The sequence below is a fragment of the Curtobacterium sp. C2H10 genome, from assembly GCF_025407985.1.
GTDB lineage: Bacteria > Actinomycetota > Actinomycetes > Actinomycetales > Microbacteriaceae > Curtobacterium.
The window spans coordinates 148,784-160,848 of the sequence record NZ_JABXGF010000004.1; the positions used below are offsets into that span (position 1 = coordinate 148,784).

Annotated in this window: 14 protein-coding genes; 7 read left to right on the plus strand and 7 right to left on the minus strand. The window is 73.3% G+C overall.

Features of this window, described 5'->3' with window-relative positions; all coding sequences use genetic code 11:
- Window positions 1–45: 45 nt before the first annotated feature.
- Window positions 46–672, minus strand: coding sequence for a hypothetical protein (locus HWD93_RS03950; protein ID WP_261646097.1), 627 nt, complete (start codon window positions 670–672; stop codon window positions 46–48).
- Window positions 673–761: 89 nt separating this feature from the next.
- On the opposite strand from HWD93_RS03950, the gene HWD93_RS03955 reads away from it, so the two are divergent.
- Genes HWD93_RS03955 through HWD93_RS03970 form a run of 4 tightly spaced genes read left to right on the plus strand, consistent with a single transcriptional unit; the run spans window position 762 to window position 2,922 of the window.
- Entirely contained in the window at window positions 762–1,760 is a 999-nt protein-coding gene (locus HWD93_RS03955; RefSeq protein ID WP_261646098.1) for an SDR family oxidoreductase, read from the plus strand.
- The gene (locus HWD93_RS03960) at window positions 1,757–2,095 is read left to right on the plus strand and encodes a hypothetical protein (RefSeq protein WP_261646099.1); all 339 of its coding nucleotides are present in this window, start codon (window positions 1,757–1,759) and stop codon (window positions 2,093–2,095) included. The genes HWD93_RS03955 and HWD93_RS03960 overlap by 4 nt, the downstream gene beginning before the upstream one ends.
- A 10-nt stretch (window positions 2,096–2,105) precedes the next feature.
- Entirely contained in the window at window positions 2,106–2,693 is a 588-nt protein-coding gene (locus HWD93_RS03965; protein ID WP_261646100.1) for a dihydrofolate reductase family protein, read from the plus strand.
- Window positions 2,694–2,724: 31 nt separating this feature from the next.
- Window positions 2,725–2,922 (plus strand): hypothetical protein, encoded by a 198-nt coding sequence (locus HWD93_RS03970; RefSeq protein ID WP_070417343.1) that lies wholly within the window; start codon window positions 2,725–2,727, stop codon window positions 2,920–2,922.
- Window positions 2,923–2,968: 46 nt separating this feature from the next.
- On the opposite strand, the gene HWD93_RS03975 is transcribed toward HWD93_RS03970, so the two are convergent.
- Window positions 2,969–3,700 (minus strand): tyrosine-protein phosphatase, encoded by a 732-nt coding sequence (locus HWD93_RS03975; RefSeq protein ID WP_261646101.1) that lies wholly within the window; start codon window positions 3,698–3,700, stop codon window positions 2,969–2,971.
- Window positions 3,693–7,262 carry a bifunctional proline dehydrogenase/L-glutamate gamma-semialdehyde dehydrogenase gene (locus HWD93_RS03980; protein WP_261646102.1) on the minus strand — a complete coding sequence of 1,190 codons (3,570 nt, stop codon included), beginning with the start codon at window positions 7,260–7,262 and terminating at the stop codon, window positions 3,693–3,695. The genes HWD93_RS03975 and HWD93_RS03980 overlap by 8 nt, the downstream gene beginning before the upstream one ends.
- A 117-nt stretch (window positions 7,263–7,379) precedes the next feature.
- Here HWD93_RS03980 and HWD93_RS03985 point away from each other — a divergent pair, with 117 nt between their 5' ends.
- A complete protein-coding gene (locus tag HWD93_RS03985; RefSeq protein ID WP_070417344.1) occupies window positions 7,380–7,856 on the plus strand; it encodes a MarR family winged helix-turn-helix transcriptional regulator in 477 nt (158 codons plus the stop codon).
- A gap of 71 nt (window positions 7,857–7,927) precedes the next feature.
- On the opposite strand, the gene HWD93_RS03990 is transcribed toward HWD93_RS03985, so the two are convergent.
- From HWD93_RS03990 to HWD93_RS04005, 4 genes are all read right to left on the minus strand, one after another.
- Window positions 7,928–8,608, minus strand: a complete 681-nt coding sequence (locus HWD93_RS03990) for a hypothetical protein (RefSeq protein ID WP_070417182.1) — start codon at window positions 8,606–8,608, stop codon at window positions 7,928–7,930.
- 179 nt (window positions 8,609–8,787) lie between these two features.
- Window positions 8,788–9,486, minus strand: coding sequence for an anti-sigma factor (locus HWD93_RS03995; protein WP_261646103.1), 699 nt, complete (start codon window positions 9,484–9,486; stop codon window positions 8,788–8,790).
- A complete protein-coding gene (locus tag HWD93_RS04000) occupies window positions 9,483–9,995 on the minus strand; it encodes a sigma-70 family RNA polymerase sigma factor (protein ID WP_071294337.1) in 513 nt (170 codons plus the stop codon). Before HWD93_RS04000 ends, HWD93_RS03995 begins: the two co-directional genes overlap by 4 nt.
- Complete coding sequence (locus tag HWD93_RS04005) at window positions 9,995–10,741, minus strand: YceI family protein (protein ID WP_229084570.1); 747 nt, start codon at window positions 10,739–10,741, stop codon at window positions 9,995–9,997. Before HWD93_RS04005 ends, HWD93_RS04000 begins: the two co-directional genes overlap by 1 nt.
- A 71-nt stretch (window positions 10,742–10,812) precedes the next feature.
- Between HWD93_RS04005 and HWD93_RS04010 the strand changes: the two genes are divergently transcribed.
- Both HWD93_RS04010 and HWD93_RS04015 read left to right on the plus strand, forming a co-directional pair.
- A complete protein-coding gene (locus HWD93_RS04010; protein ID WP_261646104.1) occupies window positions 10,813–11,676 on the plus strand; it encodes an NAD-dependent epimerase/dehydratase family protein in 864 nt (287 codons plus the stop codon).
- A gap of 26 nt (window positions 11,677–11,702) precedes the next feature.
- On the plus strand, window positions 11,703–12,041 hold the full coding sequence (locus tag HWD93_RS04015) for a hypothetical protein (RefSeq protein ID WP_071294334.1): 339 nt from the start codon (window positions 11,703–11,705) through the stop codon (window positions 12,039–12,041).
- The last annotated feature ends 24 nt before the right edge of the window (window positions 12,042–12,065 follow it).

Here is a 12,065-nt window from a genome sequence, read left to right on the forward strand (position 1 = left end):
TATATCCACAATCGTGACTGGGGCCCGGAGAGTCGGACAAAGCAGTCACTCGATGTCGGTGGCCTTCGATGCAGCCCGCCAGTGCAGCACCGCGAGGATGACGGTGAGCGGGACGATCACGATGCTCCACCCGACCCACCGCGACGAGTACGTCTGGTCGACGGCCGGGACCGTCAACGCCACGACCGCGAACACGGTCGAGGCCACCGCGACACCGGCGACCGCCACGGAACGGCCCCGCAGCTCGAACCGCGTCGGCTCGAACCGTCGCGCGGACCGGAGGCCGATCTCGACGGCCCCCAGCCCGAACAGGAGGACCTGTGCCCCCACCGCGAGCGCGAACACCGCCAGGCAGACCCCGGCAGCGCCCCACGCGGCGACGCGCGTGCGGTGCAGGCGCCGCGCGGCTGCCCGACTCGGGTACCAGTACGCCCGCCGTCCGACGGCTGCGAGCACGACCGCGCCGGCCAGCACGACCACGCTGACGACGATCGCCACGGGCAGCGCCGCGCGCTGCAGCCAGATGCCGATCGCCAGGACGGCCAACGCGCCGACCACCTGTGCCCCCGGAGGCCCCCACCACTGTTCAGGGAGGATCGGCGTCCGTCGGACCCAGCGCGGCTCCGGATCCGTGTCCGGCCCGGTCGGCACGGAGTCGTCTCTTGGGTCCACACCGCCATCATGGCCGGTCGGTGCGGCCCTCGTCGCGCCGGGGGACAGCGGCTGAGTGGTGCACGGTCGACCGCAAGTACAAGGGAGCCATGACTCGAGTGGCAGTGGTGACCGGTGGTTCCGCAGGACTGGGACGGGCGACGGTGCGGGAGCTCGCCGCACGGGGATGGGACGTCGCCGTGCTCGCGCGGGGGCGGGACGGGGTCGAGGCCGCGGTCGCCGAGGTCGAGGCGGCCGGACGACGAGGGCTGGCGCTGGTCGCGGACGTGTCCGACCGGGAGGCCGTCGAGGCAGCCGCGGACCGCGTCGAACAGGAGCTCGGGCCGATCGACCTCTGGGTCAACGGCGTGATGGTCGGCGTGTTCGGACGGTTCATGGACACCGCACCCGAGGACTTCGAGCGCGCACTGCACGTGACCTACCTCGGCTTCGTGAACGGCACCCGGGCAGCGCTGTCCCGGATGGTCCCGCGCGACCGCGGGCAGGTCGTCCAGGTCGGTTCGGCCCTCGGCTTCCGGGGCATCCCGCTGCAGGCCGCGTACTGCGGGGCGAAGCACGCGATCGTCGGGTTCACCGAGTCGGTCGTCTCCGAGCTCCTCGAGCAGGGCAGCAAGGTGCAGGTCTCCCGCGTCGACATGCCCGCGCTCAACACCATCCAGTTCCAGTGGGTGAAGTCGAAGCTGCCGCACCAGCCCCAGCCGGTCGCACCGATCTACCAGCCGGAGGTCGGCGCACGGGCGATCGCTGCCGTGGCCGAGCGGCCCCGCCGCCGCACCTGGGTCGGGGAGTCGACGGTCTACACCATCCTCGGCAACCGCATCAGCGGGCGGTTCGCCGACTGGTACGCCGCGAAGACGCTGGTGTCCGGGCAGCAGGACCCCGAGAAGGATGGCTCGGCGATCGGCGTGAACCTCTACGAACCGGTTCCAGGGGACCACGGGGCGCACGGGGTGTTCGACGACACCGCGCACGCCTGGTCGCCGCAGACCTGGTGGGTGGAACACCGCCGGCTCGGGAACGGGATCGTCGGCGCGGTGCTGGCCGGTGCGGCGGGAGCCGTGGCGGTGGCGGCCGGACGACGACGATGACGTCGGGATCCGGCGTCGAGGCCGTCCGGGCCGCCGTGGGGATCGGGCACGCGGTCCGGGCCGCACGGGGCGGTGGGCAGCCGGTGCTGGACGTCGTGCTCGCGGCGCGGCAACTCGCCCAGGCGGGGCTGGTCGGTCGCGCCGGGACGCCCGACGCACACACGCTCAGCGCGGTCGTGGACACCCTCCACGGCCTGACGATGGTGCCGCTGGCCGTCGCGGACCGTCGGCGGCGCCGGTTCGCCCTCGGACAGCTCGGGATCTCCCTGGTGCTGGTGATCGCCGAGTGCGCGGCCGTCGGCAGCGGACGACGTGCTGTCGGAGGTGCTCGGTAGCGTCCCGGGCATGAGCACGACCTACTCCGTCGCGTCCTCGCTGGACGGGTTCGTCGCCGCGCCCGGCGACGACCTCGACTGGCTGCTGCAGTTCGGCTTCGAGCCGTTCCAGGAACACTACGACCGCTTCTTCGCGGGCGTCGGCGCCATCGTGATGGGGTCGACCACGTACGAGTGGCTGCTCGCCCACGACGACACCTGGGCGTACCCGGACCTGCCGACCTGGGTGTTCACCACGCGCGAGCTGCCCGTGCCGGACGGCGCCGAGGTGCACTTCGTCTCGGGATCGGTCGCGGACCACCAGTCGGTCCTCGAGCGAGCGGCGGGCGAACGCGACGTGTGGGTCGTCGGCGGCGGCCTCCTCGCGGCGCAGTACCAGCAGGCCGGGCTGCTCGACGAGCTCCGGGTCACCGTGATGCCGATCGCGCTCGGCGCCGGTGCGCCCCTGCTGCCGGTGGCCGCGCCCACGCCGGTGTTCGAACTGGTCGGCACGACGCCGTTCGTGGGCGGCGCGGTCGAACTGCACTACCGGTCGGCACCGGCGGCCGGTGACACGGACCCGCACTCCGTCGGCCAGGATGCGCGCACCGACGCCTGACGCCCACCAGCCGCGGCGTAGCGTCCGTGCCATGAGCGACAACGAACAGACCGAGCCCGTCATGGACGGCGCCACCGAGGCGACGAACCACGAGAAGCTGCACGGCCTCATCGAGCAGGTCGACCACGACCACGCCGGCGAGGGCGCCGGAGCGATGGCCGACCACCTCCGTGACCGGATGGACGAGACCGGCGTCGTGGACGAGGAAGCCGGCGACACCGAGGACTGAGCCCCGCCGGACGCCACCGCGCGCGTCCGCGGACGGTCCCCGTCGGTCAGGCGACGTCCGCGCGGAAGGTGCGCAGCGCCTCCAGGTCGTCCGCGTCGAGACCGGCACGCTCGACGAACCGGTCCACGTCGAACGCGGCGAGGGCCGCGCGGAACGCCCCCTCGACCGTGGTGCCGTGCTCGGCGCACAGCGCCTCGATCTTCGCCTCGTTCGAGGGGACCCCGATCGAGGCGAGCAGCGCCGGGGCGTTGTCGACCGTGACGAGGTGGTCGGCGACGATCGCCTCGGGTTCGACACCGGCGAGGGACAGCAGGACGAGCGCGATGATCCCGGTGCGGTCGCGTCCGCCCGCGCAGTGGAAGAGGACACCGCCCGGTTCGGCTCGGGCGATCGCACGCAGGACGGAGCCGGTGCGTTCCGGCAGCTCGGCGAGGTGCGGGCCGTAGTACAGGGGTGTACCGACGAGCCCGGTCTCCCAGTACGCCTGCCAGAACGCGGGAGCCGCGTCGAGTCCGTCGTGGTCGATGACGACGGTCGTCACCCAGTCCGGCCGGGTACCGGTGTCCTTCTCGGTCTCCCACGGCGCACGCAGGTCGACGACCGTGCGGACCCCCGCGTCGCGCAGCGCCTGCCAGCCGACGGGGCTCACGCGGTCGACGTTCTCGGACCGGAACACGTGCCCGGACGGGGTCGTCCCGCCGTCCCGCAGCGGGAGCCCGCCCAGGTCGCGGGCGTTGAACAGCCCTTCGGCGTGCAGGGTGCGATCGACGTCAGACATGCAGCTCCGCGAGGTCGGGGTCGAGGTCACCGAAGCGGTGCGCCGTGATCGACACCGTCTGTTCGCGCAGGAAGGGCAGCATCTCGATGATCCCGGCCTCGACCACGGGGGCGTCGTGGATGGCCACGTCGACGCTGGCGCCCAGTGCTTCCTCGAGCGCGAGCGGGTCACCGCCCACGAGCCGGATCCGGGCGCCGGGTCCGCCGAACGCCGTGTACGCCGGGCGGTCCTGCCCCTGGGCGAGCACGGCGTCGAGCGCGTCCTGCTCGACCTCGTCGCCGGAGGACCAGTCCGGCCGGAACAGGTCACCGGAGGCGGCACGGCGGAGGAACTCGTCGTCCGACTCGACCAGGTGGTCGACGACGTGCAGCGGCGATCGGCTCGACGCGAGCAGTTGCGTGAGCGGTCCGGGGAGCGGCCGAGCCGTGCTCACGAGCAGGTCGGCCCGGGCGGCGGTCGCGGCGGCGAGCACGCGCACGAGGTCGCCGGACGAGGCGCCCTCGGCCTGCCGGACGATGACGGACTGCGGTCGCCAGCGCACCACGTTCCGCTCGACGACGAGCCCGGCCGGGTCGTGCGCCACGCCGAACTCGGACTCGCGTGCGCGGACGTCGTTCAGTGCACCGGCGCGCACCTGGTCGAACTCCTCGAACGACAGGCCGCTGCGGGCCGCCTCGATCACGGCGGTGACCCGCGGCGGCAGGCCGTGCAGCTGGATGCTCTTGTGCACGGTCCGCGGCGTGGGCTCCCACCGGCCGAGCGTCGTGACGGACATCGAGCCGCCGGGCTTCGTCCCGGTGCCGACCGACGAGCGCTTCCACCCGCCGAACGGCTGCCGGTGGACGATCGCGCCCGTGGTGCCGCGGTTGACGGACAGGTTGCCCGCGCGGACCCCGGCGATCCAGTCCGCGACCTCGTCGGTGTCGAGGGAGTGGAGGCCGGCGGCGAGCCCGTGGTCGGTGCCGTTCTGGATCGCGATCGCCTGGTCGAGGGTGTCGGCACGCATGATCCCGAGGACCGGGGCGAGGTACTCGGTCTGGTGGAAGTCGCTGCCGGGCCGGACACCGTCGCGGATCCCCGGCGACCACAGCCGGCCGGAGTCGTCGAGCGGGACCGGCTGCACCAGCCAGGACTCCCCCGGGTCGAGCTCCGTGAGCCCGGCGCGCACCGTGCCCTCGGGCTCGGCGATGAGCGGCCCCACCTGCGCCGTCGGGTCGTCCGGCCAGGCGACACGCAGGGTGCGGGTGGCGTCGACGAGCTGTCGGCGGAAGCGCTCGCTCTCGCCGACCGCCCCCACGAGGATCACCAGCGAGGCCGCGGAGCACTGCTGCCCGGCGCGACCGAACGCCGACCGGACGATGTCCTGCACGGCGAGGTCGAGGTCCGCGCTGGGGGTGACGACGATCGCGTTCTTGCCGCTCGTCGCACCGGTGAGGGGCAGACCGGCCCGCCACCAGCGGAAGGAGCGTGCGGTGTCGGCCGAGCCCGTGAGGACGATCCGGTCGACCGCTGGATGCGCGATGAGGTCGCGGCCGAGCTGGTCCTCGTCGAGGTCGACGAGCTGGAGCAGGGAGTGCGGGACCCCGGCGTCCCAGAGCACGTCGGCGAGCACCGCCCCGGAGCGCTTCGCCTGGGGCGCGGGCTTCAGGACGACCCCGCTGCCCGCGGCGAGTGCGGCGAAAACGCCCTCGGCCGGGTTCGCGACGGGCGACGTCCACGTCGGCGCCACGACCGTGAGGCGCGGCGGCACGTACCGGGCACCGTCGCCGTCGAGCACGGCCAGCCGCCGGGCGCTGTCGGCGGCGTGGTGGGCGGAGTCGATCGCGGCGCTCACGTCGGAGTCGGCCTCGCTGAAGGTCGTGCCCGTCTCCGCCGCCGACACCTCGATGAGGTCGGCACGCCGCGTCTCGAGCTCGTGCGCGATGAGGTCGAGGAGCTCGGCACGGTCGGACGGGTCCTGCCGTCCCCAGTTCACCCCGGCCTGCGCCGTCCGGGCGACGATGCGCTCGAGCTTCGACCGGTCGGCGACCTTCGACCCGCGGATCGTCTGCGCACCGAGCTGCGAGCGCGGCACCCGCCGGAGCACGTCGATCGCCCATTCGCGGTTCGCCGCGGTCGACGGGTCGGTGTCGGGTGCGTTCGTGAAGGCGTCGCGGTGCACGGGGTCGCCGATCGGGGCACGGCGGTCCTGCGTCCGGTTCGTGGCCGGCACCGGACCGGGAGCGTCGAGGGCTGCGACCGCCGCGAGCCACCGGCCGCGTTCACGCTCGAAGACGCTCTCGTCCTGACCGATGTCGCCCGCCGCGGCGACGAAGCCGTCCGGACTGGCGCTCTCCTGCAGCCGCCGGGCGAGGTACGGGATCGCGGCGTCGAACTGGTCGGGGTGCACGACCGGGGTGGAGACGACCACCCGTCCGACGTCGGCACGGACGGCGTCGGCGGACGCGGACGCCATCCCGAGCAGCACCGCGACGTGCACGCCGTCGGTGACGCCGCGGCGCTCGGCGAGGGTCCACGCGGTCGCGAGGGTGAAGAGGTTGTGGCTCGCGACCCCGATCCGGACCGCGTCGATGCGCTCCGGCGTGAGGGCGGCGTCGAGCAGCCGGAGGTGGGCGGTGTCGGTCTCCTGCTTCGACCCCCACGTGGCGAGGGGCCACCCGTGCAGGATCGCGTCGACCCGTTCCGTCGCGAGCGAGGCGCCCTTGACGAGTCGGACCGTGATCGGCGCACCGCCACGGGCACGCCGCTGCTGCGCCCAGGCGGTCAGGGAATCGAGTGCGCCGGCGGCGTCGGGCAGGTACGCCTGCAGCACCACACCGGCGTCCAGCCCGAGGAACTCGTCGCGGTCGAGGAGCGTCCGGAACGCAGCGAGCGTGACGTCGAGGTCGCGGTGGTCCCCGGCGTCGAGCGTGACGGACTTCGCGGTCGGGGACGACGCGGCGAGCCGGTACAGGGGGACGAGCCGGTCCACCACCCGTTCGACGGTCTGGTCGAACGCCCACGCGGACATCTGCGGCACGACCGAACGCACACCGATCGACACGTGGTCGACGTCGTCACGCGCCAGCAGGTCCATCGTCGCCTGCAGCCGTCGGTCGCTCTCCGCGCTGCCGAGCACGGCTTCGCCGAGCAGGTTCACGTCGACGACCACACCCGGGCCGCCGACCTTCGCGAGGGCGGGCCCGAGCTTCGCGTCGGTGGCGTCGACCACCAGGTGCCCGGTCATCCGCCGCAGGATCTTCCGCGCCGTGGGCACCACGGCCCACGGAGCCATGGTCGCGAACCCGCCGCCGAGCGTCACCGCGCCGCGCAGGGACCAGGACAGGAAGTCCGGGACGTCGCGGCTGACCTGCTCGAGGTTGCGGGCCACGACGCTCGGGTCCTCGGGGCGGATCACCTTGTCGACGAGACCGCGCGTGAAGTCCAGCCCCCGGTCGTCCCGCAGGGCCTCGGCCAGGCGGACCGCCCCCGCGTCGGGCTTCGTCCCCGCGGACGCCGCCAGCCACCGCCGCACGAGGGCGACGGCGTCGTCGGTGCAGTCCTGCAGTCGGGCGCTCGGCATGCACCGATCGTATGCTGCGCCACCGACCGCACCTCGGAGCGAGCCGTGCGCCACCGGCGAGTCATCCGAGCGGATGATCATGCCGTCGAAGCGTCCGGAGGTCGATACGCTGACGCCATGTCGAACGAGGGCGCCGAGGGCCACGACTGGGCGACGTGGGACGCCTACCACGACGTCTGGCGACGCCTCGACCGAGCGCTCGACCAGGCCGTGCAGCACGGCGCAGGCATCTCGATCCCCGAGTTCGAGATCCTCATCGGACTGCACCGCGAGCCAGACCACCGGTTGCGGGTCCGCGACATCGCGGCCGGCATCGGCTGGGAGAAGTCGCGCGTCAGCCACCAGGTCACGCGCATGGTGGCGCGCGGCCTCGTCGAGCGCGCGGACTGCCCCACCGACGGACGGGGCAGCTGGGTGGAGATGACCCCGGACGGTCGCCGCGCGGTGCTCGCCGGCATCCGTGCGCACACCGGTGCGCTCGAGGACCTGTTCTGGAGGCCCGTGGGGACCGACGCGGACACGCTGCGGTCCGTCAGTGCTCGCGTCGACGCCGCGATCGGCCCCGACGAATCGGATCCGGACAGCGCCGACTGAGACGACGAGCACCGAGACGACGACACCCCCGCCCCGGGACGGCCGGGACGGGGGTGCGACGTGCGGGGGTGTTACTTGATCTTGGCGGTGATGGTGGCGGTGCCGACGAGGAGGCCGGACTTCACGGCGTCGGTCTTGAAGGTGCTGTTGAGCAGCTTTGCGGCGTCACCCGAGACGTGCACCGTGGTGCCGGTCAGGATCGCGTTGTCACCCTCGAGCTGCAGCGGCTTGAGCGTGCCACCGTGCAGCGAGAACAGGTACGCGTTGTTCACCGCGACCTTGCCGTTGACCAGCACGTCACCGTAGAGCTTGGACGAGCCCGGGTTCACGACGAAGTTCTCCAGCGTGACCGTCGTCTCACCGGCGGTGAGGGTCAGGCCCGAGTCGTCGTGGTTCAGCAGACCCTGCACGTACGGACGGTAGTCACCGTCCGGCGACCAGTACGTCACCGAACCGGACGTGATCGGGAACGACACGGACCCGTCGGCGAGCTTGGCGTCACCGGAGACACCCGGGGTCAGCTTCAGCGCGGTCAGGGCGTCGGTGAAGCCGGAGTCGAGCTTCACGGCGGTGTCGCCACCGAGGACCTCGGGCACCGACGCGACGGGGCCGGGGATCTTCGACGAGGACGACGACACGGTGTGCACCGACGGGGTCGAGGCCTGCGCCGAGGTGATGCCGAACGCGGCACCACCCAGCACGAGCGCACCGGTGGTGGCGAGGGTGATGGAGGTCTTGAGGCTCTTGCGCATGGTGATCAGTCCTTTGCTGTTGTCGCGCTCGGCGCGGCTGCTGTGTGCGCGCCGAACACACCCTGGTGCAGGGTGGAGAACCAGCGATGTGCGGCTGGTGAGCGCTTCCGGGGTGTTCCCCGGTCGATGTCAGTGATTCGGCACCCTCGCCCAGCCGGATTGGTCCGGATCGGGATCCGTCAGAGATCGACGTCCGCGAGCACCCGGTCGTCGCCGCGGAGCCGTACCTGCACGCTGGCGATGTCGTCGCGCTGCACGTCGGTCGAGGCGGACAGTCCCCGGGCGTCCTCGCCCGCGGCCGACCACGACGCCACGGTCTGCACGGACCCGTCGTCGCGCACGACCACGAGGTCGTACATCACGGACCCGTCGGCGGCCCAGGACTTCCCGCCGTAGGAGCAGCCCCAGTCGAAGCGGGTGCCCCACGGTTCGCCGCTGACGGACAGGTCGACGTCGAGGCCGCGCTCCCCCACGAGCGCGTACCGGTCCGCCGACGCCGCGGCCGGGCCGGCCTGGACGGACGGGTCCACCCGTGCGGTGCCGACCGCGAGTCCGCCGAGGACCGCGGCGACCACCGCGGCGGCGGCCGTGGCCGCGACCCAGAGCCGGCGGCGACGGCGACGGTGTCGGACGCGGTGCGCGACGGAGGCGAGGGTGCTCTCGGAGCCGGTGTCGCGCCTCCCGTCCGGGTCTGCGATCTCGACCGCCTGGTCGGCCGGCAGCTTGGACAGCAGGCCCGGGAGACCGACCAGCTCGGCGACGGCGGCCGCACAGCGGTCGCACGTCTCGAGGTGCCGCTCGTACTCGAGCCGCTCGTCCGGCGGGAGGGAACCGAGCACGTAGGCGGCGTCCCACTCGGCGTAGCGGTCGTCGCTCATCGCGTCACTCCTCGTTCCTGCAGTGCGAGCCGGAGGGCCCGCAGCCCGTAGTGCAGCCGCGACTTCGCGGTGCCCTCGGGGATGTCGTGTCGTCGGGCGATCTCGGGGACCGTGTGTCCGAGCCAGTAGGCGTCCACCACCACCCGACGGTGGTCGGGGCTGAGCGAGGCGAGGGCGTCGGCGACGACGATGCGGTCGAGGACGGCGTCGGTGCGGTCCGCCTCGACCCGGTCGACGGGGGACTCGGTGCCGTGCTCACGGCGGTTCCGCGCGGACCGGGCATCGTCGACGACGAGGTTCCGGGCGACGGTGAAGAGCCACGCCCGAGCGCTGTCCGGGGCGCGTTCGAGCACGGCCGGGCGCTGCCACGCGCGCACCATCGTCTCCTGCACGACGTCCTCGACCGTGTGGCCGTCCCGCGTCAGGTGCCGGACGTACCGGGTGAGCGCGTCGCCGTGCTCCCGGTAGAGCGTCGCGAGCAGCTCGTCGGCGGACCGGCCCGTGGCCATCACTTCGCCAGGTCGAGGGAGAACTCGACGGACCCCTTCGGGTCCACCGTGACGAAGCCGAGGGACGGTGCTTCGACGCCGTAGTCCTCGAAGGTGATCGGGATGCTGCCGGCGACCTGCACGGTGCCGTCCTTCGCGACGGCGACCTGGGCGTCGGCGGTGACGGGCTGCTCGACGCCGTGCAGGTCCATCGTGCCGGTGAGCGTGACGTCCTGCGTCGAGCCGTCGAGCGCGCCGGACACGTCGACGGGCTTCGTCAACGTGAACGTCGCCGTGGGGTGCTGGTCCGTCTGGAGTGCGGTGTCGCGGAAGTAGGCGTCGCGGGCGGACTCGGGCGTGCTGATCTTCGCGACCTCGACCGTGACCGTCGCCTTCGTGAGGGAGCCGCCGCTGACCTCGGCGCTGCCCTCGACGTCCTTCGTGCGTCCGACCACGTTCACATCCTGCCCCTGGAGCTTCTCGTGCACGCGGTAGCCCGCGAACGAGTCGCCGGTGCTGGTCCAGCTGCCGTCGGCCTCGGCGGCGGTGAGGGTGCCGGAGCCGCCGGACGGCGCGGCGCTGACGGAGGGGGCCGCGGCGGCCTGCCCGTTGACGGTGTTCGCGTAGATGACCGGTCCGGCGATGGCTGCGGCCGCGCCGACGACCACGACGCCGGAGGCGATGCCGATGATGACCTTGGTTCGTGTGCGGAGTCCCATGCCCTGACGACGAGACAGCGGGCCGGATCGTTCACCGGCGTTCGGCATGGTCGGCGGATCGTCCACCGGCGTTCGGCATGAGCGGCGGATCGTCCACCGGCGTTCGGCATGATGGGGCGGTGGACATCGTCATCGCCGGCTGCGGCGACCTCGGGATCGAGACCGGCCTGCGCTTCGCCGCCGGCGGGCACCGCGTGGTCGGACTCCGGCGGCGGGGCGAGCTGGTCCCGGCCCCGCTCACCGGGCGGAGCGTCGACCTGCGCCGGTCGGTCCCGGAGATCCCGGCGAGCACGGCGGTGGTGGTCGTGGCCGTCGCCGCGGGGAGCCGCGACGTGGACGAGTACCGCGCGACGTACGTCGACGGGCTGCGGAACGTCCTGGACGGCATCGACGCGTCCGGAGCGAGCCCGCGCCTGGTCGTCGTGTCCTCGACCGCGGTCTACGACGTCGACGACGGCGGCACGGTCACCGAGGACACCCCCGCGGACGGCGGTTCCCCCACCGCGGACGTCCTGCTGGAGGCCGAGGCGCTGCTCCGCGAGCGAGCCCCGGGGGCGGTGCTCGCTCGACTGTCCGGTGTGTACGGTCCCGGGCGGGAGCGCCTCATCGACCAGGTCCGGGGCGGAGGGGCTCGGTCGGCTCCGGCCGACGGGTCGTCCCCGCACACGAACCGGATCCACCGGGACGATGCGGCTGCGGCCCTGGTGCACCTCGCGACGCTGGACGACCCCGCACCGACGTACCTCGTGACCGACGACGAACCGGCTCGGCTCGACGACGTGTACGCGTTCCTCGCCGCCGAGCTCGGGGTCGCGGTGCCGCCGAGGGCCGAGGCCGGCGCCGGCACTGCCGGCCGGCAGGGTGCCGGTGACAAGCGCCTGTCGAACGCCCTGCTCCGCTCGACGGGCTGGGCACCGCGGTACCCGACGTTCCGCGAGGGCTACCGCGCCGTGCTCGCCGGCGTCGGCACCCGGCACCCCTGAGCCGCCGCGCTCGGTACGATCCGGACGTGCACGAACCCGCCGTCCGCCCCCACTCCACCCCCACGCTCGTCGTCGCCGGGGCGATCCTGTCCATGTCCGGGACGGCGTTGGCGTTGCTCTGGTCGGTCATGTGGGTGCCGGTGCTCGTCACGGGGACGGGGGCTTCGCTCTTCCTGTGGCCCCTCGTGCTGGCGTTGTCGCTCCTCCCGTGGGGCGGGGTCGTCGTGGCGCTGGTGCTCGGTGTCGTCGCGCGCCGGCGTGCGGAGGCTCGCGGGTCGACCGCCGTGGTCGTCGCGAGCGCTGTGCTGTCGGGGCTCGCGCCGATCGCGCTGTGGTTCGGCGGACCGTTCTCGGCGGTGGCCTGACCCGCGGCGCGGCCGGCGCGGCGC

Coding starts and splice junctions, on each gene's coding strand:
- HWD93_RS03955 (WP_261646098.1), top strand. CDS start 762: ATGACTCGAGTGGCAGTGGTGACCGGTGGTTCCGCAGGACTGGGACGG.
- HWD93_RS03960 (WP_261646099.1), top strand. CDS start 1,757: ATGACGTCGGGATCCGGCGTCGAGGCCGTCCGGGCCGCCGTGGGGATC.
- HWD93_RS03965 (WP_261646100.1), top strand. CDS start 2,106: ATGAGCACGACCTACTCCGTCGCGTCCTCGCTGGACGGGTTCGTCGCC.
- HWD93_RS03970 (WP_070417343.1), top strand. CDS start 2,725: ATGAGCGACAACGAACAGACCGAGCCCGTCATGGACGGCGCCACCGAG.
- HWD93_RS03975 (WP_261646101.1), bottom strand. CDS start 3,700: ATGTCTGACGTCGATCGCACCCTGCACGCCGAAGGGCTGTTCAACGCC.
- HWD93_RS03980 (WP_261646102.1), bottom strand. CDS start 7,262: ATGCCGAGCGCCCGACTGCAGGACTGCACCGACGACGCCGTCGCCCTC.
- HWD93_RS03985 (WP_070417344.1), top strand. CDS start 7,380: ATGTCGAACGAGGGCGCCGAGGGCCACGACTGGGCGACGTGGGACGCC.
- HWD93_RS03990 (WP_070417182.1), bottom strand. CDS start 8,608: ATGCGCAAGAGCCTCAAGACCTCCATCACCCTCGCCACCACCGGTGCG.
- HWD93_RS03995 (WP_261646103.1), bottom strand. CDS start 9,486: ATGAGCGACGACCGCTACGCCGAGTGGGACGCCGCCTACGTGCTCGGT.
- HWD93_RS04000 (WP_071294337.1), bottom strand. CDS start 9,995: ATGGCCACGGGCCGGTCCGCCGACGAGCTGCTCGCGACGCTCTACCGG.
- HWD93_RS04005 (WP_229084570.1), bottom strand. CDS start 10,741: ATGCCGAACGCCGGTGAACGATCCGGCCCGCTGTCTCGTCGTCAGGGC.